Origin of the sequence: Streptococcus toyakuensis (genome assembly GCF_024346585.1) — a bacterium.
Classification (GTDB): Bacteria; Bacillota; Bacilli; order Lactobacillales; family Streptococcaceae; genus Streptococcus; species Streptococcus toyakuensis.
This window is the reverse complement of sequence record NZ_AP024523.1, coordinates 1047907-1070581: the sequence shown is the minus strand read 5'-3', so window position 1 is coordinate 1070581 and position 22675 is coordinate 1047907. Positions and strand designations below refer to the sequence as shown.

Genomic DNA, 22675 nt, shown 5'->3' with positions numbered 1-22675 from the left:
AAGATTATGCTCTTTTTCTCAACTTATGTAGTATAATAAGGCTAGTGACTACACCTGTCAAAGGAGAAAGAGATGAAGGTATCAAGAAAGTTAGCCACATTAGGAATATGTTCCTTCTTGTTTTTAGGCTTGGCTGCTTGTCAACAACAAAATACTACTTTTGAAGGGACGAATCAAAGGCAAACCAGTTCAGCGAAAGTTCCATGGAAAGCTTCATACACCAACCTAAACAATCAGGTAAGTACAGAAGAGGTCAAATCTCTCTTATCAGCTCACTTGGATCCAAATGGTGTTGATGCCTTTTTTAATCTTGTAAATGATTATAATACTATTGTCGGCTCGACAGGCCTATCAGGAGATTTCACTTCCTTTACTCACACCGAATACGATGTTGAGAAAATTAGCAACCTTTGGAATCAAAAGAAGGGCGATTTCGTTGGTACAAACTGTCGTATCAATAGTTATTGTCTTTTGAAAAATTCAGTCACCATTCCAAAACTTGAAAAAAATGACCAATTGCTTTTCCTAGATAACGATGCGATTGATAAGGGAAAGGTCTTTGATTCCCAAGATAAGGAAGAATTTGATATTCTATTTTCGAGAGTTCCAACTGAAGCAACTACAGATGTCAAGGTCCACGCTGAAAAGATGGAAACATTCTTCTCCCAGTTTCAATTTAACGATAAAGCTCGAATGCTATCTGTAGTCTTACACGACAATCTGGATGGTGAGTATCTGTTTGTAGGCCACGTTGGGGTCTTAGTGCCTGCTGATGATGGCTTCTTATTTGTAGAGAAATTGACTTTCGAAGAGCCCTACCAAGCGATTAAATTTGCCAGTAAGGAAGATTGCTACAAGTATTTAGGAACCAAGTATGCAGATTACACAGGTGACGGACTGGCTAAACCTTTCATCATGGATAATGATAAGTGGGTTAAGCTTTAATAGTGGTAAGATATGACAGTAATCCTAGGACATTTATATTTTTGATGAGTTGGTGGGTTATTTCAATCGTTAATAGCCAGAAACCACTCTTTAAAGTATTGCTCGTATTTCCAAACAGTCCATTTGTAGTTTTATTTGGATTGGTATATAATTTAACTTAGTGAAAATAGGAGGACTAATTGAATGGAATTAAAAGATTTTACAGAAAAAGAACAGGAAATGATTAAGAAGGGGCTGACGACGTCTAAGATTAGTGACAAGGAAACTGCTGAGAAGATTCTTGCACTAGTACCACAAGACTTGATTAAGAGAATCCCATTTTTCGTCAGAAAACATGCTACGACACGTACGATCAAACGAATTTCTATTGAACACCCTGAGCTCTACGCAGCAGCTCAAACAAGTGGTGAAATTCCAGAAAAAGAACGCGAAGAATTGCAGCAAATTATCACGACTATCTTTGAACAAAAGATGAATAAGCATAGTATTAAGTAGAGAATGAAAAAATATTTTATTGGAGGTCTGGGAAGCAATTTCTATCATAGCAAGGATTTTCTTCAAGAACTAGATTCGCAGATTTATTTTCTAAATCCATATGAAAAGCATCTTCGAGATGAAACAGAATTGAAATCATGGTTTAAAAATGAGATTGTAGAGGAAGAATCTATATGTCTGATAGGTCATTCTCTTGGAGGAGATTTGGCGCGTTATCTTGCATCGGAATTTTATGAAGTGACAAAACTGATTCTTTTGGATGGTGGCTATCTAGATTTAGATAAGATTTTACCTTTAGATACAGAGTTAGAGGAAACTAAAAACTATATTGAATCTCAAGTCGTTTCGGACTTAAATCTTCTTATTTCTAAAGAAAAATCCGAAGCAAAGCATTGGTCAGAAAATATCGAGAAAGCCGTAAGACAGTCCTATCACTGGAATTCTGAGTATAATAGATATGAGTTATCTATAAATTATGAAAATATAGAAGCGATACTCAGCCTACGGAGGAAAATACAAGCTTTTAAGAGAGAAGTGGGAGATACTTTGTTTATCAGTCCTCGCTATTCTAATGGAGCTACATGGAGAGAGGAAACCCTAAAAGAATTGCCAGACTATTTTGATACTATTTTTCTAGAGAACTTTGGTCATGAGCTTTACACTGAAGTACCCAAAGAAATCGCTAGTATGATTAATGAGTGGCTCTCTTATTCTCAATGAGCTACTTGTATTGCTTGAAAAAAGCATGTTTTTGCCAATGCTAATAAACGAACTGCTTTATTCGTTTTGGTGAAATTTATACAATTAAATGGCTATCGTTTTTCTGTTACCATTAAATAAGCACAAGATTCGTTAAGATACATTTAAAAGAACTAGTGGACTAGTTCTTTTTATATTCGCTTTCACATTATACAACTTATACAAATCTATATAAAATATTATTTTTCCGAACAAAAATAGATATTTTTTCAAAAAAGTACTTTACAGAGTGTTAGAAGTATGTTATATTAATAAAGCTTAGAAAATGAGATGGTGTTTTCTAGCAAATATAAACCCGAGTAAAAAATGCCTACGGACAGGCAGGGTTGAATGCCGAAGCGTGGTTTAAAAGCCACATTATTGATAGGGTTAAAAGCCTACTTTTATAAGTTGATGTTAGGACGCTTGTCCTAATTCATAAATTTTTAGTGTGGTGAAAGCACACGTCATCTTGTGAAACGATCAATAAAGTACGTAATATTTGCTACTAGAGAGTTAGGAAACATCGGGAACAGACATACTCAACAGAAACAAACATAAAAACGTCAGAAGATTGCAGAGCAGGTGAAAACCTGCTCTTTTTTCATGAGTCAACCTTTAGTCGCCTTCGTCTTCTTGAGGCGCTACAAATACGGTAAAGGAGTATGTCTTGAAAGAGTTAGATCAAAACCAAGCCCCAATTTATGAGGCCATGGTGAAGTTGCGCAAGAAAAGGATTGTTCCCTTTGATGTTCCAGGTCACAAGCGTGGACGGGGAAATCCAGAACTTGTCGAACTGCTAGGTGAAAAATGTGTAGGCATTGATGTTAATTCGATGAAACCCTTGGATAATCTTGGTCACCCCATTTCGATTATTCGGGATGCAGAGGAGCTGGCAGCTGATGCTTTTGGAGCAGCCCATGCCTTTCTCATGATTGGGGGAACAACTTCATCGGTGCAGACTATGATTCTGTCAACCTGCAAGGCTGGAGATAAGATTATTCTGCCACGTAATGTCCATAAATCTGCTATTAATGCGTTGGTTCTATGTGGTGCCATTCCCATCTATATCGAGATGAGTGTAGATCCTAAAATTGGTATCGCTTTAGGTCTTGAAAATGATCGAGTAGCCAAGGCCATAAAGGACCATCCAGATGCCAAGGCCATTTTGATTAACAATCCTACTTACTACGGAATCTGTTCAGACCTAAGGGGATTGACAAAAATGGCTCATGAAGCTGGTATGATGGTTTTAGTAGATGAAGCCCACGGAGCGCATTTGCATTTTACAGATAAACTTCCAATTTCTGCTATGGACGCTGGAGCGGATATGGCAGCAGTCTCCATGCATAAGTCTGGTGGAAGTTTGACCCAAAGTTCGCTTCTTTTAATCGGGGAGCAGATGAATCCTGAATACGTACGTCAGATTATCAATCTTACCCAGTCAACATCCGCCTCTTATTTGTTGATGGCTAGTCTGGATATTTCGCGTCGCAACTTGGCTCTTCGTGGTAAAGAGTCTTTTGAGAAGGTCATTGAGTTATCAGAGTATGCTCGTCGTGAAATCAATGCTATCGGTGGATACTATGCCTACTCAAAAGAGTTAATAGACGGTGTTTCGGTTTGCGATTTTGACGTGACCAAGCTGTCAGTTTACACTCAGGGTATTGGTTTAACAGGTATCGAGGTTTATGACCTCCTACGAGACGAATACGACATTCAGATTGAGTTTGGTGATATTGGCAATATCTTGGCCTATATTTCGATTGGTGATCGTATCCAAGACATCGAGCGTTTGGTCGGTGCTTTGGCTGATATCAAGAGACTTTACTCGAGAGATGGAAAAGACTTGATAGCTGGAGAATATATTCAGCCCGAGTTAGTGCTGTCTCCACAAGAAGCCTTCTATTCAGAAAGAAAAAGTTTAACCTTGGATGATTCTGTTGGACAAGTCTGTGGAGAATTTGTTATGTGTTACCCTCCAGGAATCCCTATCTTGGCTCCTGGTGAACGCATTATACGTGAAATTGTAGACTATATCCAATTTGCCAAGGAACGTGGTTGCTCCCTCCAAGGGACGGAAGATCCTGAGGTCAATCACATCAACGTCATTAAGAGAAAGGAGAACTAGATGGATTTATGGTTTTCTGAAGTTCATACTCCAGATGTGAAATTGTCCCTGAGAACAGCCAAGCAACTCTACGCTGGTAAAAGTGAATGGCAGGATATCGAAGTCTTGGATACACCAGCTTTTGGGAAAATACTGATTTTAAATGGGCATGTCTTGTTTTCAGATGCGGATGATTTTGTCTACAATGAAATGACCGTCCACGTTCCCATGGCTGTCCACCCAAATCCCAAGAAAGTATTGGTTATTGGGGGTGGTGATGGCGGTGTCGCCCAAGTATTAACACTCTATCCTGAGCTGGAACAAATCGATATTGTGGAACCAGATGAGATGTTGGTTGAAGTCTGTCGTGAGTATTTCCCAGACTTTGCTGCAGGGCTAGATGATCCTCGTGTTACCATTTACTACCAAAATGGGCTACGCTTTTTGCGAAACTGCGAAGATGATTACGATATTATCATCAACGATGCGACAGATCCGTTTGGCCATACGGAAGGGCTCTTTACCAAGGAATTCTACGGCAACAGTTATAGAGCCTTGAAAGAAGACGGCATCATGATTTACCAGCATGGTAGTCCCTTCTTTGACGAAGATGAGTCAGCTTGTCGAAGCATGCACCGCAAGGTCAATCAAGCCTTTCCAATCAGTCGGGTCTATCAGGCCCACATCCCAACTAGCCCTGCTGGTTATTGGTTGTTTGGATTTGCATCGAAAAAATACCACCCTGTCAAGGATTTTGACAAGGAAGGCTGGAAAAAACGCCAGCTTTTCACAGAATATTACACTGCAAACTTACACGTGGGAGCCTTTATGTTGCCCAAGTATGTTGAGGACATTTTAGAAGAAGAGGAAGGAAAAAAATGAGTCGTTTACTAGTTATTGGATGTGGGGGAGTTGCCCAAGTTGCTATTTCAAAGATTTGTCAAGATAGCGAAACCTTTGCAGAGATTATGATTGCTAGCCGTACCAAGTCAAAATGTGATGACTTGAAGGCTAAACTGGAAGGCAAAACAAGTACAAAGATTGAGACAGCTGCTCTTGATGCTGACAAGGTAGAAGAAGTGATTGCCCTGATTGAAAGCTATAAACCAGAAGCTGTTTTGAACGTAGCTCTGCCTTATCAAGATTTAACCATTATGGATGCTTGTTTGGCAACAGGTGTTCACTATATCGATACAGCCAACTACGAAGCAGAGGATACAGAAGACCCTGAATGGCGTGCCATCTATGAGAAACGTTGTAAAAAACTTGGTTTTACAGCTTACTTTGACTACTCATGGCAATGGGCTTATCAGGAGAAATTCAAAGAGGCTGGCTTGACCGCTCTTCTTGGTTCTGGTTTTGACCCAGGTGTGACTAGTGTCTTTTCAGCCTATGCCCTCAAACACTATTTTGATGAAATCCATTATATCGACATTTTAGACTGTAATGGTGGTGACCACGGTTATCCATTTGCAACCAACTTTAACCCAGAAATTAATCTCCGTGAGGTTTCTGCTCCAGGTTCTTACTGGGAAGATGGAAAATGGGTCGAAGTTGAAGCCATGTCTATCAAGCGCGAGTACGATTTCCCTCAAGTTGGACAAAAAGACATGTATCTCCTTCACCATGAAGAAATCGAATCATTGGCCAAGAACATTCCAGGTGTTAAACGTATTCGCTTCTTTATGACCTTTGGTCAATCTTATCTAACGCATATGAAATGCTTGGAAAATGTTGGACTCCTTCGTACGGATACCATTAACTTCAATGGACAAGACATCGTTCCGATTCAATTTTTGAAAGCCTTGCTTCCAGATCCAGCAAGCCTTGGGCCACGCACTGTAGGTAAAACCAATATTGGATGTATCTTTACAGGTGTCAAAGATGGCGTTGAAAAGACCATCTACATCTACAATGTCTGCGACCATCAGGAATGTTATGCAGAAGTTGGTTCACAAGCTATTTCATATACAACAGGAGTTCCAGCCATGATTGGTACAAAATTGGTTATGAACGGTACTTGGAAACAAGCTGGAGTTTACAACCTTGAAGAGTTGGATCCAGATCCATTCATGGAAGCTTTGAATGAGTATGGTTTGCCTTGGATTGTGGTTGAAAATCCACAAATGGTGGACTGATGAAGTTAGAACAAGTACCAACGCCAGCCTATGTCATTGACTTGGCCAAGTTAGAAGCAAACTGCCGCATTCTACAATATGTACAAGAAGAGGCTGGTTGCAAGGTTTTGCTTGCCCAGAAGGCTTATTCCCTCTACAAAACCTATCCCTTGATTAGCCAGTATCTATCAGGTACGACAGCCAGTGGACTCTATGAAGCTAAGCTAGCTAGGGAAGAATTTCCAGGAGAAGTCCATGTATTTGCGCCAGCCTTTAAGGATGCGGACTTGGAGGAATTGCTGGAGATAACAAATCATATCGTCTTTAACTCAGAGAGACAGTTGCGTAAACATGGGGCCCGTTGTCGGGATGCTGGTGTAAGCGTGGGTTTGCGACTTAACCCTCAGTGTTCAACTCAAGGTGACCACGCGCTCTATGACCCTTGTGCACCTGGCTCCCGTTTTGGAGTAACTTCAGACAAGATACCGAGTGATTTGCTGGATTTGGTGGATGGTCTTCATTTTCACACCCTTTGCGAGCAGGGAGCAGATGATTTAGAGACAACTTTGAAAGCAGTAGAAGAGCAATTTGGAGCCTATTTGCATCAGGTCAAATGGCTCAATATGGGGGGCGGACACCACATCACAAGAGAGGACTATGATGTAGATTTGCTGATTTCTGAGATCAAGCGTATCCGAGAAACTTACAATCTTGAAATCTATATCGAGCCTGGTGAAGCCATTGCGCTCAATGCAGGTTATCTAGCAACTGAAGTATTGGATATTGTCGAAAACGGTATGGAAATCTTGGTTTTAGACGCCTCTGCGACCTGCCATATGCCTGATGTACTTGAGATGCCCTATCGTCCACCTTTGAGAAATGGATTTGCCGCTCAGGAAAAAGCCCATACTTATAGACTTTCTTCCAATACCTGTCTGACGGGTGATGTGATTGGTGATTATAGTTTTGAAAATCCAGTCCAAACCGGAGATAGACTCTATTTCGAAGATATGGCTATTTACTCATTTGTCAAAAATAATACCTTTAACGGTATTGGATTACCAAGTCTTTATCTCATGGACGATCAGGGTGACTGTAGCTTAGTCAAAGCCTTTGGCTATCAAGATTTTAAAGGGAGATTATCATGATGGACAGTCCCAAAAAATTAGGCTATCGCATGCCAGCAGAGTACGAACCCCATCATGGTACCCTCATGATATGGCCGACTCGACCAGGTTCATGGCCCTTTCAAGGAAAGGCTGCCAAAAGAGCTTTCAGCCAGATTATTAAGACCATAGCAGAAGGGGAGAGAGTCTATCTTTTGGTGGAGCAAGATTATCTATCTGAAGCCCAAGACTACCTTGGAGATAGCGTTGTTTATTTAGACATTCCCACCAATGATGCCTGGGCCCGTGATACAGGTCCGACTATTCTTGTCAATGATAAACTCCAGAAATTAGCCGTGGATTGGTCTTTCAATGCTTGGGGTGGTGCTGTTGATGGTCTTTATCAAGATTATGAAGATGATGACCAAGTAGCTAGTCATTTCGCCGAGGCCTTGGAAATGCCTGTTTATGATGCCAAACCTTTTGTCCTAGAAGGCGGCGCAATCCATAGCGATGGTCAAGGAACCATTCTCGTAACTGAAAGTTGCTTGCTCAGTCCGGGTCGTAATCCTCATCTGACTAAAGAGGAAATTAAGAATACCTTATTAGAGAGCCTTGGCGCTGAAAAAGTTATTTGGCTTCCTTATGGTATTTATCAGGATGAAACCAATGAACACGTTGATAATGTTGCTGCCTTTGTTGGTCCTGCAGAGCTTGTCTTAGCTTGGACGGACGACGAAAGTGATGCTCAGTATGCCATGTCAAAAGCAGATCTCGAACTCTTAGAGCAAGAGACAGATGCAAAAGGTCGTCCCTTCACCATTCATAAACTTCCTGTCCCAGCTCTTCATCAAGTTGTAACCAAAGAGGATTTGCCAGGCTACATCTATGAAGAAGGAGAAGAAGAGCGATACGCAGGTGAACGACTAGCAGCTTCCTACGTAAACTTTTATATCGCCAACAAGGCTGTCCTAGTTCCTCAGTTTCAGGATAAAAACGACCAAGTGGCCTTAGATATCCTCAGCAAGCGTTTTCCAGACCGTAAAGTTATCGGAATACCAGCCAGAGATATTCTCTTAGGTGGTGGCAATATTCACTGTATCACCCAACAAATCCCAGAATAGGAGAAAAAGATGAGAAATGTAAGAGTTGCAGCCATTCAGATGCAATGTGCCAAGGATGTGGCAACAAATATCCAAACCGCAGAGCGTTTAGTACGTCAGGCTGCAGAACAAGGTGCACAAATCATTCTCTTACCCGAGTTGTTTGAACGTCCCTATTTCTGTCAGGAACGTCAGTATGACTACTATCAGCATGCCCAATCGGTGACAGACAATACAGCTATTCAGCATTTTAAAACCATTGCCAAGGAGCTAAAGGTCGTTTTACCAATCAGTTTCTATGAAAAAGATTGCAATGTCTTGTATAACTCTATTGCCGTTATTGATGCAGATGGGGAAGTGCTGGGTGTTTATCGAAAGACCCACATACCAGATGACCATTACTATCAAGAGAAATTCTATTTCACACCTGGCAACACAGGTTTCAAGGTCTGGGATACTCGCTATGCCAAGATTGGGATCGGTATCTGTTGGGATCAATGGTTCCCTGAAACAGCGCGCTGTCTTGCATTGAATGGTGCTGAATTGCTCTTTTATCCTACAGCCATCGGTTCAGAGCCAATTTTGGATACAGATAGTTGTGGTCACTGGCAACGTACCATGCAAGGACACGCAGCAGCAAATATTGTTCCAGTCATCGCAGCCAATCGTTATGGATTAGAGGAAGTCACTCCAAGTGAGGAAAATGGTGGACAGAGTTCCAGTCTTGACTTTTACGGTTCATCCTTTATGACGGATGAAACAGGAGCTATTCTAGAGCAAGCTGAAAGACAAGCTGAAGCTGTTCTGTTAGCTACTTATGACCTAGACAAGGGAGCAAGCGAACGCCTAAACTGGGGCTTGTTTCGAGATAGAAGACCCGAAATGTATCAACGAATTACGGACTAGTAGGGGAGAAATGAGAGATCTATTCTGCTAGACTAACTTCTTATTAGCAACTATAAGGTACTAGGTCATCTAACAAGTGGATTTTATATTTTAACCCTCAAAGGCTTTCTTGCGCTTTTATGCGAGGAGCTTTTCTGTTTAAGCTTTATCAATAAAACATGCTATAATAGTTGCAGAAAGGTTGGTATTTATGGCTAGGATATTGGTTATTGAAGACAATAGTGACATTCAAGAGATTTTACGAGCACTTCTTACTGAGGAGCATGAGGTGGTTCAAGCCTTTTCTGGTACAGAAGGAATCATGCGTTTTGACCAAGGTGGGATTGACCTCGTTTTGCTAGATATCATGCTTCCTGGGAAAAATGGGGATCAGGTTTTAAAAGCCATAAGGGAACAAAGTCAAATTCCAGTCATTATGCTAACGGCTTTGAGCGATAAGAAGCTAATCAGTCAATACCTCTTAGACGGTGCCAATGATTACATAGTCAAGCCTTTTGATTTGGACGAAGTCTTTGCCAGAGTTACTGTTCAATTACGTCAAAGCGTAGAAAAACAGCCTATGGAAATAGAAAAAACTGAAAATCTGCCACAAAAATTGAAAAATATCCAGTTTGATGCCGAAAGTTTTGAAATCAAAAATAGTCAGGAAACGATTCGTCTTGCTAAGAAAGAATGCTTGATTCTCCAAACTCTCCTTAAACACCCTAAGAAAATTTTTACCAAGGAAGAACTTTATGAATTTGTCTGGGAGGAGAACTACCTACCTGGAGATAACACTCTCAATACGCATTTGAGTAATCTTCGTAAAAAATTAAACCAGCTTGACCCAAATCAAGAATATATTGAAACCATTTGGGGAGTTGGGGTAAGATTAAAAGGAGATAAGCAATGACCTACATGATAATCGTTGTCCTACTGGTACTCCTAATTATTTTATCGATTGCATTGATTCGCTACCATCTAGCACTTAAAAACTTGAGTCAACAGATTGAAGACAAGATTCTCACAGGTAGTATAAAAAGAGTCGGAGTCAGCATTTTTTCCAAACATTTTTTACATCTCTACCAGCAGATTGAGAATCTATTTCAGGAAGTAGAACAATCTCGATTGGTGATGAAAAGAGAAAAGCAGACTCTGGATATGGCCATCAGCAATATCGCCCATGATATTCGGACGCCTCTGACTATCGCTTCAGGCTACACCCAACAATTGATAAAAACTCCTGAAAACAAAGCAGAAACCTTACAAAAAATAGCCCAGCATCTTGATTTAGTTTCCAAACGTTTGGAGGCACTCCTAGAATACCGTCGTTTGATGGAAGGAGCTGTCAAACCGAAACTGGAAGAAGTGGATTTTTCAACTTTTATCACCAAAAAAACTCTGGCTTATTATGATGTTTTTCAGGCAGCAAATATCACGCTTGATTTTAAGGTTGAAGATGATTTAAAAATGAGGACTGATGAAAACTTGCTGGATCGGATTTTACAAAATTTGCTTGGAAATGTCCTCAAGCATGGCAAGGAGGAAGCGCGGCTATCTTTTAGGAAGGAAAAGGGACAGCTTGTCTTAGAGATTGCAAACCTTGTCAAACAGCCCATCAAAAGAATAGAAAAGCTCAGCAACCGTTTTTATTCTGAAAATCTATCAGATACTGAAGAATCCTCTGGTTTAGGACTTTATATCACTGAGGAATTATGCCATCTTCTCGGTGCAGAGATGAAACTAAGCACAGATGGACAGTGGTTATCAGTTTTTATTTACTTTTAACAAAAGAAACCTCCTCTGTAGCTAGAGGAGATCATTTTTTTATAGACTTTTCTTTTTGAAAACTGCCAGTCCACTTAGATTAAAGATTACAATAACAACTAAAGTAACTATAAGGGTATAGAAAATGGATTCACTATTAGCAGTCATAGCATAGGAAAAATGCAAGGACAAATATGGTAAAAATTTGATATTTGGAAAAATGATCATTGGCATAGAAAGGATGATAGAGCTAATCAGATAACCAATAAATACGGCAAGATAAGAATGAGTCAGGTAGAGAATAAAGGAAATAATGGAAAGCCAAGCGAGTAGGCATAGAAATTGAAGGAAAATCATTAAGAGGAGATTGGCAATAAAACCATCAGGCATCGTACCAAGTCCGTTCAGTAGAGTTGAGGGAACAAAAGCAATCACAAGGCTGGCGATGAGTTGCAAGAGAGCGATGCTTGCTAGTACAAAGGATTTAGCGAAGAAAAACTCTGTACGAGAAACGCCAACTGTCAAACTATTTTTATAAAGCTTGCCGATTAGATCGACCCCAAGAACTAAACATGTTAGAATAATGCAGAGAAAAACAAGGTTTGAATCATTGCTAGACGCATTGATAAGAGCTTGAATACCGTCCCAACCATGGGTTGGAATTTCTGGTTCTTCTGTCTGGATTGCCATCAGATGGCCAGTAGCCCCGATAGTGGCACCCAGTAGCAAGAGGACAAAGAGAATGAATTCTGTAATCCAGAATCCTTTGGAGCGGAAAAGACGGTAAAAGTCTGCTTGAATGGTATGTATCATGATTTTCCTCCTATTGGACCAATTGAGTGAAGTATTCTTCTAGGTTTTGACGGGCATAGTAAATCTCGTCAATGGCAACATCTGCCAAGATTAATTCCTTAAGAATCTGTTTGACATCTTGTTCCTGACCAAAGATGTGAATTTCATTTTCTGGATTAACAACCTTGAACTGGAGCTGGATTTGTTCTTTTAATACTTGACAAGCTTTCTCTTGGTCAGCTGTCTTAAGGACAATATAATCCTCACTTAGTGTTTCAAATTCAGCTTTGCTGATTTCACGGATAATCTTGCCTTGATCTAAAATACCAAAGCGATTTGCTACGAGATAGAGTTCTGACAAGATATGGCTAGAGATGAGAATGGTGATTCCTTTTTCTTGATTGAGTCGTTGAATCATCAGACGAAATTCTTTGATACCAATTGGGTCGAGACCGTTGATAGGTTCATCTAAAATAAGGAAGTCTGGTTTGGATAGGAGGGCAATGGCGATACCAAGTCTTTGTTTCATTCCTAGCGAGAAATCACGAAAGACTTTCTTACCTGTATCTGGCAAACCTACATAATCCAGGGTTTCTCGAATGACTTGATCAGCATTTGGAATATGACGAATCATACAGTAATATTTCAGGTTTTGATAGGCTGTTAAGTGATTATGAGCTACAGGTGATTCTATCACTGAACCTACTCGAGATAGAGCCTTGGTCCACTCATTTTCCGTTTGGCTAGAGAAGAGGGAAACAGTCCCTTTATCCGCAAACAGTAGTTGCGTAATAATTTTTATTAAGGTGGTCTTCCCAGCTCCGTTCTTTCCGATAAGTCCATAAATATCTCCCTCTCTTATCGTTAGATGAAGATCCTGAAGGATAGCTTGTTTGTCAAAGTTTTTGGACAATCCATGAATGTCAAGTACTGTTTTCATGATTCTCTCCTTTTGATTGATTTTGATAATTTTAGTATAAAGCATAGAAATCAAAGAAAGCTCAAGCATTTCTAAAGAGTTTCTAAAGTTTTAGGAATTCTTAAATATCAAAACCCAGTTGATATGAACTGGGCTTCTTAATTATAAAATATATTTCTCAATCGCACGCGCAACACCGTCTTCTTCGTTGCTGGCTGTAACGGCATCCGCAAGGGATTTGACATAATCGCTGGCATTTCCCATTGCAATGCCAAGTCCTGCAAACTGGAGCATTTCGATATCATTATTAGCATCGCCCATGGCCATAATTTCTGAGGAATCAATCTTCAAAATCTCAGCTAGTCGTGAAAGAGCAGTAGCCTTTGTCGTTCCAAGTGGCATAGCTTCATAAATGACAGGCTGCGAACGAACTCCACTAAAACGTTGGCAAAGCTCTTCAGAAAAACGCTCTTCAAAATCATCTGTTTGCTCTTTTGTACCCAAAAACATACCTTGGAACATACGGTACTTGCCACTAGTCGCTTCCTCAAGGGAAATTTCAGTCAGGTCTGAAAAGACTAGGTCGGCATCATTTTGGATGACTTGATTGGGCTTGCCACCGAGGACAAAATAATGTTCCTCATCAAAAAGGGTCAACTGGACATCGCTTTTTTCTGCTAGGTCATAGAGGTATTCGATATCAGCTGGACTAAGTTCTTGCCAGTCAACTAGTCCCCAGTCACTTGTCTGGTGAGTTGAACAACCGTTGTTAACAATCACATACTCATTCTGGAGATCAAGCCCCAGTTTTTGATAGTAGGGGAGAACACCGAAAAGGGGGCGACCCGTACAGAGAACCAGTTTGACACCTTTTTCAATAGCTTGGTGAATAGCAGTAATATGAGCTTGTGGGATTTCCTTGGCTTCATTGAGGAGGGTTCCGTCCATATCCAAGGCTAGTAGTTTAATCATAAGACTTCCTTCTTTATCTTTTGGTATTATTATAGCATATTTTAGAGGAAAGGAGGAGGAATCTTCGGGCTAATCATGGTATAATAAAGGGTAATGAAAAATTCCAACGAGGCTGAGATGAAATTACTTTATACTGATATTCGGACTTCTTTGACTGAAACTCTAACCAGAGAGGCGGAGGAGCTAGTTGCTGTGGGCAAGCGGGTCTTCTACATCGCCCCCAACTCTCTTTCTTTTGAAAAGGAACGCGCCGTGCTGGAATGCTTGTCCCAGAAGGCTTCTTTTGCGATTACCGTTACGCGCTTTGCTCAAATGGCTCGTTATCTGGTCTTGAATGACCTGCCTGCCAAGACCAGTCTTGATGATATCGGTCTTGGGATGGCCTTTTATAAATGCCTTGCGGAACTTGACCCCAAGGACTTGCGTGTTTATGGTGCGATTAAGCAGGATCCTCAATTTATTCAGCAGTTGATTGAACTGTATCACGAGATGACGACTGCTCAGATGAGCTTTTTAGACTTGGAGAGTTTGGCAGATGAGGACAAGCGAGCAGACTTGCTCTTGATTTTTGAGAAAGTAACGGCTTATCTCAATCAGGGTCAGTTGTCTCAAGGAAGTCAGTTATCCCATTTGATTGAAGCTATTGAGAATGACAAGGTAAGTAGTGATTTTACTCAAATCGCCTTGGTTATTGATGGATTTACCCGTTTTTCTGCTGAGGAAGAGCGGATTGTGGACTTACTTCATGGCAAGGGTGTTGAGATTGTCATTGGGGCTTATGCTAGTAAGAAAGCTTATACCAGTCCATTCGCTGAGGGTAATCTCTACCAAGCTAGTGTAGAGTTTCTCCATCATTTAGCTGCTAAATATCAAACTCCTGCTCTGGATTGTTCTCAAACTCATGAGCAGATGGATAGTTTTGACAAGGCATCTCGTTTGTTGGAGTCTTCTTATGACTTTTCAGAACTCGCTTTGGATGTCGATGAGAAAGACCGTGAAAACTTACAAATCTGGTCTTGCTTGACGCAAAAAGAAGAGTTAGAGTTGGTAGCCCGTAGCATCCGTCAGAAATTGCATGAGAACTCAGACCTGAGCTACAAGCATTTCCGTATTCTTTTGGGGGATGTAGCGTCTTATCAATTATCTCTAAAAACGATTTTTGACCAGTATCAGATTCCTTTCTATCTTGGTAGAAGCGAGTCCATGGCGCACCACCCTTTAACTCAGTTTGTTGAGTCTATTTTGGCTTTAAAACGCTATCGTTTCCGTCAGGAGGATTTGATTAACCTTCTTAGAACAGGTCTCTATACCGACCTTAGTCAGGCTGATATCGATACTTTTGAGCAATATCTCCGCTATCTTGGTATCAATGGCTTGCCAGCCTTTCAGCAAACATTTACCAAATCCCACCACGGAAAATTTGATTTGGTTCGTTTAAATGCCCTTCGTTTGCGTATTATAACCCCTCTTGAAACCCTCTTTGCCAGTCGAAAACAAAAGGCTGAAAATCTCTTAAAAAAGTGGATCTCTTTTCTAAAAGAAGGAGCTGTGACCAAGCAGTTACAAGATTTGACAGCCACTATGGAAGCTGTAGAGCAGGAAAGACAAGTAGAAGTTTGGAAAGCCTTCTGCCATGTTTTAGAACAATTTGCGACCGTTTTTGCTGGTTCACAAGTTAGTCTGGAGGACTTCTTAGCCTTGCTTCATTCCGGTATGAGTCTATCTCAATACCGTACCATTCCAGCGACAGTGAACACTGTTCTGGTGCAGAGTTACGATTTGATTGCCCCTCTGACAGCTGACTTTGTCTACGCCATTGGTATGACCCAGGACAATTTACCAAAAATTGCGCAAAACACCAGTCTTTTGACAGATGAAGAAAGGCAAAACCTAAACAAAGCGACAGAAGATGGGGCGCAATTGCTGATTGCCAGCAGTGAAAATCTCAAGAAAAATCGCTATACCATGCTTTCCTTGGTCAATTCTGCTCGTAAAGAGTTGGTCTTGTCGGCTCCAAGCCTTTTTAACGAAAGTGAAAGCAAGGAGTCTGCCTATCTTCAAGAGTTGGTCCATTTTGGATTTAGTCGAAAAGAGAAGAGGATGAATCACAAAGGGCTGTCTAAGGAAGATATGGGGTCATATCACAGTCTTTTGTCCAGTCTAGTTGCCTATCACCAGCAGAGCGAGACGAGTGATACTGAGCAAGATTTGACTTTTGTCAAGGTTCTGGCGCGTGTCATGGGTAAAAAACTAGAACAGCAAGGTCTGGAAAATCCAGCCCTCCCAACCAGTCCAAGCAGTAAGCAGTTGACCAAGGATACCTTACAGGCTCTCTATCCAGCTGACAAGGAATTTTACCTGTCTACCTCTGGTTTGACGGAGTTTTACCGTAACCAATACAGTTATTTCCTCCGTTATGTTCTAGGCTTGCAGGAAGAATTGCGCCTGCGTCCAGATGCTCGTAGTCATGGGAATTTCTTACACCGCATTTTTGAACGCGCCTTGCAGTTGCCTGACGAAGATTCCTTTGACCAACGTCTAGAACAAGCTATTCAAGAAACCAGTCAAGAACGCGAATTTGAGGCTATTTATCAGGAAAGTTTAGAAGCCCAGTTTACCAAGGAAGTTCTACTTGATGTGGCGAGGACGACTGGCCATATTCTCCGTCACAATCCAGCCATTGAAACCATCAAAGAAGAGGCGAATTTCGGTGGGAAAGAGCAGGCATTTGTTCAATTGGGTAATGGTCGCAGTGTCTTTGTACGAGGTAAGGTTGACCGGATTGACCGTTTGAAAGCTGATGGGGCGATCGGAGTTGTAGACTACAAATCCAGTTTGACTCAGTTTCAATTTCCTCATTTCTTTAATGGGCTCAATTCCCAGCTGCCAACCTATCTAGCTGCCTTAAAAAGAGAAGGGGAGCAGAACTTTTTCGGCGCTATGTACTTGGAAATGGCTGAGCCTGTCCAATCTCTGTTGACCGTTAAAAGTATGGCAGGAGCAGTAGTAGAAGCCAGCAAGTCAATGAAATACCAAGGGCTCTTTTTAGAAAAAGAAAGCAGTCATTTGGGTGAATTTTACAATAAAAACAAGACCAATCAGCTGACGGATGAGGAATTCCAGCTCCTACTGGACTACAATGCCCATCTTTACAAGCAAGCAGCTGAGAAAATTTTAGAAGGTCAGTTCGCCATTAACCCTTATACTGAAAATGGCAGAAGTATTGCACCGTATGTTCAGCAACATCAAGCCATCACAGGATTTGAAGCCAATTACCACTTAGGCCAAGCTCGTTTCCTAGAAAAGTTGGACTTAGCTGACGGTAAACGTCTGGTCGGAGAAAAACTCAAGCAAGCTTGGTTTGAAAAAATAAGAGAGGAGTTGAATCGATGAAGCCTATTCCCTTTTTAACTGAGGAAGAAATTCAAAAAATGCAAGAAGCAGAAGCAAATTCGAGCAAGGAACAAAAGAAAACTGCCGAGCAAATTGAAGCTATCTATACTTCTGGTCAGAATATCCTCGTTTCAGCGTCTGCTGGTTCTGGGAAGACTTTTGTCATGGCCGAGCGTATTCTGGACCAATTGGCGCGTGGTGTCGAAATTTCTCAACTCTTTATCTCAACCTTTACCGTCAAGGCTGCGACTGAGCTTAAGGAACGTTTAGAGAAAAAAATCAGCCAACAAATCCAAGAAACGGATGATGTCGAGCTCAAACAACACTTGGGCCGCCAGTTGGCAGACCTACCCAACGCAGCCATCGGAACCATGGACTCTTTCACACAAAAATTCCTTGGCAAACATGGCTATCTGATTGATATTGCGCCTAATTTCCGTATTTTACAAAACCAGAGCGAGCAACTCCTTCTAAAAAACGAAGTCTTTCATGAGGTCTTTGAAGCCCATTACCAAGGAAAACAGAAAGAGACCTTTAGTCATTTGCTGAAAAATTTTGCAGGGCGTGGCAAGGACGAACGGGGGCTACGTCAGCAAGTCTATAAAATCTATGACTTCCTCCAATCCACCAGCAATCCTCAGAAATGGTTAAGTGAATCTTTCCTCAAAGGCTTTGAGAAAGCTGATTTTAGCAGTGTAAAAGAAAAACTGACTGAGCAAATCCAGCAAGCCCTTTGGGATTTGGAAAGCTTTTTCCGTTACCATTTGGATAACGATGCCAAGGAGTTTCCCAAGGCTGCCTATTTAGAAAATGTTCAGTTAGTTCTGGATGAAATTGGCTCATTGAATCAGGAGTCCGATAATCAGGCATATCAGGCAGTACTTGCACGTGTTGTCGCCATTTCAAAAGAGAAAAACGGCCGAGCTCTGACCAATGCCAGTCGTAAGGCTGATTTGAAGCCACTAGCTGATGCCTATAACGAAGAGAGAAAGACCCAGTTTGCTAAACTAGGACAACTAGCAGACCAGATAACGATTCTCGACTATCAAGAACGTTACCATGAAGACTCCTGGGAACTAGCTAAAACCTTCCAAGCCTTCATGAGTGATTTTGTAGAATCTTATCGTCAGCGTAAACGTCAGGAAAATGCCTTTGAATTCGCTGATATCAGCCATTACACCATTGAGATTTTAGAGAAATTCCCGCAAGTTCGTGAAGCTTATCAGGAACGTTTCCACGAAGTCATGGTCGATGAGTATCAGGATACCAATCACATTCAAGAACGGATGCTGGAATTGTTGTCTAATAGCCACAATCGCTTTATGGTGGGAGATATCAAGCAATCTATCTATCGTTTCCGTCAGGCAGACCCGCAGATTTTCAATGAGAAATTCCAACGCTATGTGCAAAATCCAAAAGAGGGCAAGCTCATTCTCCTCAAGGAAAATTTCCGTAGCGGTTCAGAAGTGCTGTCAGCAACCAATGATGTTTTTGAGCGTCTTATGGACCAAGAAGTCGGCGAAATCAACTATGATAACATGCACCAGCTTGTCTTTGCCAATACCAAACTGACTCCCAATACAGACAACAAGGCAGAATTTCTCCTCTATGACAAGGACGACACAGATGAGGAAGAAGAGGGGCAGGCAGAAACGAAACTAACAGGCGAAATGCGCTTAGTCATCAAGGAGATTCTGAAACTCCATAAGGAACAAGGTGTTACCTTTAAAGAAATTGCCCTTCTGACCTCAAGTCGCAGTCGTAATGACCAGATTCTTCTCGCCCTGTCTGAGTATGGAATTCCTGTCAAAACTGACGGAGAGCAAAACAATTATCTCCAATCCCTAGAAGTGCAAGTCATGCTAGACACTCTTCGTGTCATTCATAATCCCCTGCAAGACTATGCCTTGGTTGCCCTTATGAAGTCTCCAATGTTTGGCTTTGATGAGGACGAGTTAGCACGTTTATCTCTTCAGAAAGCGGAGGATAAAGTCCAAGAAAATCTCTATGAGAAACTGGTCAATGCACAAAAAATGGTAAGTAGCCAAAAAGTCTTGATTCACTCAGCTCTAGCTGAGAAACTAAAGCAATTCATGGATATCTTGGTTTCTTGGCGCCTGTATGCCAAAACCCACTCCCTATATGACTTGATTTGGAAGATTTATAACGACCGTTTTTATTATGATTATGTGGGGGCTTTACCAAATGGTCTTGCTAGACAGGCTAATCTCTATGCACTAGCTCTGCGTGCTGATCAATTTGAAAAGAGCAATTTCAAAGGCTTGTCGCGTTTTATTGGTATGATTAACCAAGTTTTAGAAGCTCAGCACGATTTGGCAAGCGTGGCTGTCGCACCGCCCAAGGATGCTGTAGAACTTATGACTATTCACAAGAGTAAAGGGCTAGAGTTTCCTTACGTCTTTATTCTCAATATGGATCAAGATTTCAACAAGCAAGACTCTATGTCAGAAGTCATTCTCAGCCGTCAGAATGGTCTTGGTGTCAAATATATTGCCAAAATGGAGACAGGGGCAGTAGAAGACTACTATCCTAAAACCATCAAACTCTCCATTCCTAGTCTGACTTATAGACAGAATGAAGAGGAATTACAGCTAGCAAGCTATTCAGAACAGATGCGCCTTCTTTATGTTGCTATGACAAGGGCTGAGAAAAAGCTCTATCTTGTCGGTAAAGGTTCTCGTGAAAAGCTGGAAGCTAAGGAATACCCAGCAGCTAAAAATGGAAAACTAAACAGCAACACTAGACTTCAAGCAAGGAATTTCCAAGATTGGATTTGGGCTATCAGCAAAGTGTTTGCAAAGGATCATCTCAATTTTAGCTATCGTTTTGTTGGTGAAGATCAGCTGACTAGAGAATCTATCGGAGAGTTGGAAAACAAAAGTCCTCTCCAAGATAGCTCCCAAGCAGACAATCGTCAGTCAAATACCATTAAAGAAGCTCTTGAAATGCTGAAAGAAGTTGAAGTTTATAATACTCTTCACCGCGCAGCCATTGAACTTCCTAGTGTTCAAACCCCAAGTCAAATCAAGAAATTCTACGAACCTGTTATGGATATGGAAGGTGTTGAGATTGCAAGTCAAGGACAGTCAGTAGACAAGAAAATCAACTTTGATTTGCCAGATTTTTCAACCAAAGAAAAGGTAACAGGAGCTGAGATTGGTAGTGCCACCCACGAACTCATGCAGAGAATGGATCTCAGTCAGCGACCAACTCTTGCTAGCCTGACAGAAACTCTCAAACAAGTTCAAACTAGCCAAGCTGTCAGAGACAAGATCAATCTTGCTAAAATTCTTGCATTCTTTGACACAGCACTCGGTCAGGAAATTCTCGCTAATACCAACCATCTTTATCGCGAGCAACCTTTTTCCATGCTCAAACGAGACCAAAAGAGTCAGGAAGACTTCGTTGTCCGTGGTATCCTTGATGGCTATCTACTTTACGAAGATAAAATTGTTCTGTTTGACTATAAGACAGACCGCTATGATGAACCGAGTCAACTCGTAGACCGCTATCGTGGTCAGTTATCCCTATACGGAGAAGCTTTATCACGATCCTATTCGATTGAAAATATTGAAAAATACTTGATTTTACTCGGTAAAGACGAGGTTCAAGTTGTAAAAGTATAATTTATACTCTTCGAAAATCTCTTCAAACCACGTCAGCTTCAGCTTGCTGTAGATATGGTTACTGACTTCGTCAGTTCTATCCACAACCTCAAAACTGTGTTTTGAGCTGACTTCGTCAGTCTTATCTACAACCTCAAAACTGTGTTTTGAGCAACCTGTGGCTAGCTTCCTAGTTTGCTCTTTGATTTTCATTGAGTATTAGAAAGGAGACCTCATGACACTTCCAGTTAGAAAATCCCTGCATGATGCGGTTTTACAGGCTTCAAAAGCTGATACTTGGGAACAAGCTACCAAGGAATGGAATGAAGTTTCCTTGATTTTTAACGGTATCGGCCGTAGCAATTGTGTCTGTGGAAATGCCATCAAGTACGCCTACGAACTCTTTAACGGTGTCACAGGTCAACGCCTCTTTCCGATTGGTAGCGACTGTGTTCGTCATTTTCATCGATTGACCCTTGACCAGCAACTGGAAGAGGAAGAAAAACTGCTCAGAAAGGTTGAAAATCTGACCAGAAAAGCCCAGAAAAAGGAAAAAATCAAGGTCAATAAAAGTGACTTTGACGAGCGACTTCTAAAATGGCTCTGGGAAAAAGGTGTTTTCAAACCCAATCGTGGCAATCAATTTGCGCCTGAGAGTGACTACCAGCTTTTCTTAGAAGTCTTTCAGGGAGGAAGTTGGACTAAGGCAGAGCCCAAGAAAAAGGCTCGGATGGAAGAAGTCCTTGAAAAGTGTATCAAACCCTTTTTACTTGGAAAACCAGATGACCAACTCTACCTTGTCAAGCTAGGTAAGGAGAAAATTGACTACGAACAAGAACTCCGTATTCAGGCAGAGAAAGAGCGCAAGAAGAGGGATAAAATAGCCAAGCAGTATGCAGACAATCTAGTTCTAGCCATGGGCCCAGCAGAGCGGGCTTATCAAGATTATTTTGGTTTTACAGAAACCCTGACTCAAGAAGAACGCAAATGGGAGAAAATTCTTTTTGGTAAAAATAGAACAGAACGGGCCATCAAGGCCAAACAATATCAAAAAGAGCTGGAAAAAGACCAACGAATTGCTACTCAAGACCCAATTGAAAGAAAGCAGAAGCAGACCTGGCTTCTCAATTCCTATTTTCGTGAGCTTCCTGAAGAAAAATCCAGATTTGCTCGGCTCTTATTAGAATATCGAAAAAGTGGAGAAGTGCCATTTTCAACCCAATATCTCTCAAATCATCTGCTCGACTTTTTCTATAAAATGAAAGCTTTTGAGTTTGAAATCGCACCAGAACAAGTTCGAGATTTTCTAAAAGAAAGCCTTCAAGCAGAGCATCTCTCCTCAGCACAGGAAAGCTGGATAGAAGGAATCCTCATCAACTGTATTAAACCATTTTTAGAACGATTATTGATATGAGTAACACCTACCGTGGAAATTCCATGGTAGGTGTTAGTTTGAATAGTCAGTGTCATTATCATTCTCTATAGATTTATTAGAAAACAAAAATCCGCTTATTTATATACGCTTTATTAAACTAGATAACTTTTAAAATCTTATAAGAATAACTAGATTATTTTAATATTTCGTAGTATAATAACACTAGGAAAACAAACTGTATAAACCAATATTTATAGGTTATTCAAAACGCTTATATATATGTGTTAAATTATTTATTACAGCGCCTAAAACTCTATTATATAAGGAAATAT

18 protein-coding genes and 1 pseudogene are annotated in these 22675 nt (G+C 41.0%); 15 read left to right on the top strand and 4 right to left on the bottom strand.

The window, feature by feature from the left end:
• Window positions 1–72: 72 nt before the first annotated feature.
• The 12 genes and pseudogenes from STYK_RS05410 to STYK_RS05355 all read left to right on the top strand — a co-directional run bounded on the left by STYK_RS05410 (window position 73) and on the right by STYK_RS05355 (window position 11287).
• Window positions 73–945, top strand: coding sequence for a DUF4300 family protein (locus STYK_RS05410; RefSeq protein ID WP_261804637.1), 873 nt, complete (start codon window positions 73–75; stop codon window positions 943–945).
• 183 nt (window positions 946–1128) lie between these two features.
• The gene (locus STYK_RS05405; protein ID WP_045611677.1) at window positions 1129–1440 is read left to right on the top strand and encodes a hypothetical protein; all 312 of its coding nucleotides are present in this window, start codon (window positions 1129–1131) and stop codon (window positions 1438–1440) included.
• 3 nt (window positions 1441–1443) lie between these two features.
• Window positions 1444–2160 (top strand): alpha/beta hydrolase, encoded by a 717-nt coding sequence (locus tag STYK_RS05400; protein ID WP_084924422.1) that lies wholly within the window; start codon window positions 1444–1446, stop codon window positions 2158–2160.
• 18 nt (window positions 2161–2178) lie between these two features.
• Window positions 2179–2277, top strand: a pseudogene (locus STYK_RS05395) (type II toxin-antitoxin system death-on-curing family toxin); the annotation flags it as partial.
• A gap of 571 nt (window positions 2278–2848) precedes the next feature.
• Entirely contained in the window at window positions 2849–4309 is a 1461-nt protein-coding gene (locus STYK_RS05390; protein ID WP_049515253.1) for an aminotransferase class I/II-fold pyridoxal phosphate-dependent enzyme, read from the top strand.
• Window positions 4310–5170 carry a polyamine aminopropyltransferase gene (gene speE / locus STYK_RS05385; RefSeq protein WP_000366713.1) on the top strand — a complete coding sequence of 287 codons (861 nt, stop codon included), beginning with the start codon at window positions 4310–4312 and terminating at the stop codon, window positions 5168–5170. It begins immediately after the preceding gene.
• Window positions 5167–6426, top strand: a complete 1260-nt coding sequence (locus STYK_RS05380; protein ID WP_261804636.1) for a saccharopine dehydrogenase family protein — start codon at window positions 5167–5169, stop codon at window positions 6424–6426. The genes speE and STYK_RS05380 overlap by 4 nt, the downstream gene beginning before the upstream one ends.
• Window positions 6426–7553, top strand: coding sequence for a carboxynorspermidine decarboxylase (nspC, locus tag STYK_RS05375; protein ID WP_261804635.1), 1128 nt, complete (start codon window positions 6426–6428; stop codon window positions 7551–7553). The genes STYK_RS05380 and nspC overlap by 1 nt, the downstream gene beginning before the upstream one ends.
• Window positions 7550–8635, top strand: coding sequence for an agmatine deiminase (gene aguA, locus STYK_RS05370; RefSeq protein ID WP_261804634.1), 1086 nt, complete (start codon window positions 7550–7552; stop codon window positions 8633–8635). Before nspC ends, aguA begins: the two co-directional genes overlap by 4 nt.
• A 9-nt stretch (window positions 8636–8644) precedes the next feature.
• Complete coding sequence (gene aguB / locus STYK_RS05365; protein WP_261804633.1) at window positions 8645–9520, top strand: N-carbamoylputrescine amidase; 876 nt, start codon at window positions 8645–8647, stop codon at window positions 9518–9520.
• A gap of 190 nt (window positions 9521–9710) precedes the next feature.
• Window positions 9711–10412, top strand: a complete 702-nt coding sequence (locus tag STYK_RS05360) for a response regulator transcription factor (RefSeq protein ID WP_261033700.1) — start codon at window positions 9711–9713, stop codon at window positions 10410–10412.
• Entirely contained in the window at window positions 10409–11287 is an 879-nt protein-coding gene (locus STYK_RS05355) for a sensor histidine kinase (RefSeq protein ID WP_261033706.1), read from the top strand. Before STYK_RS05360 ends, STYK_RS05355 begins: the two co-directional genes overlap by 4 nt.
• A 39-nt stretch (window positions 11288–11326) precedes the next feature.
• Here the strand turns inward: STYK_RS05355 and STYK_RS05350 are convergent, their stop codons facing one another.
• The 3 genes from STYK_RS05350 to STYK_RS05340 all read right to left on the bottom strand — a co-directional run bounded on the left by STYK_RS05350 (window position 11327) and on the right by STYK_RS05340 (window position 13949).
• Window positions 11327–12079 (bottom strand): ABC-2 family transporter permease, encoded by a 753-nt coding sequence (locus tag STYK_RS05350; RefSeq protein ID WP_261086344.1) that lies wholly within the window; start codon window positions 12077–12079, stop codon window positions 11327–11329.
• A 10-nt stretch (window positions 12080–12089) separates the two neighbouring features.
• Window positions 12090–12998 (bottom strand): ATP-binding cassette domain-containing protein, encoded by a 909-nt coding sequence (locus STYK_RS05345; RefSeq protein WP_261086345.1) that lies wholly within the window; start codon window positions 12996–12998, stop codon window positions 12090–12092.
• A gap of 141 nt (window positions 12999–13139) precedes the next feature.
• A complete protein-coding gene (locus STYK_RS05340) occupies window positions 13140–13949 on the bottom strand; it encodes a Cof-type HAD-IIB family hydrolase (protein ID WP_261804632.1) in 810 nt (269 codons plus the stop codon).
• A gap of 117 nt (window positions 13950–14066) precedes the next feature.
• On the opposite strand from STYK_RS05340, the gene rexB reads away from it, so the two are divergent.
• Together rexB and addA are read left to right on the top strand one after the other, a co-directional pair.
• Window positions 14067–17342 carry an ATP-dependent nuclease subunit B gene (gene rexB / locus STYK_RS05335; protein ID WP_261804631.1) on the top strand — a complete coding sequence of 1092 codons (3276 nt, stop codon included), beginning with the start codon at window positions 14067–14069 and terminating at the stop codon, window positions 17340–17342.
• Complete coding sequence (addA, locus tag STYK_RS05330) at window positions 17339–20989, top strand: helicase-exonuclease AddAB subunit AddA (protein ID WP_261804630.1); 3651 nt, start codon at window positions 17339–17341, stop codon at window positions 20987–20989. Before rexB ends, addA begins: the two co-directional genes overlap by 4 nt.
• Here the strand turns inward: addA and STYK_RS05325 are convergent.
• Window positions 20951–21181 carry a hypothetical protein gene (locus tag STYK_RS05325; protein WP_080998518.1) on the bottom strand — a complete coding sequence of 77 codons (231 nt, stop codon included), beginning with the start codon at window positions 21179–21181 and terminating at the stop codon, window positions 20951–20953. The two genes, addA and STYK_RS05325, sit on opposite strands and share 39 nt — an antisense overlap.
• Window positions 21182–21203: 22 nt before the next feature.
• Here STYK_RS05325 and STYK_RS05320 point away from each other — a divergent pair, with 22 nt between their 5' ends.
• Complete coding sequence (locus tag STYK_RS05320) at window positions 21204–22382, top strand: hypothetical protein (protein ID WP_261016229.1); 1179 nt, start codon at window positions 21204–21206, stop codon at window positions 22380–22382.
• The last annotated feature ends 293 nt before the right edge of the window (window positions 22383–22675 follow it).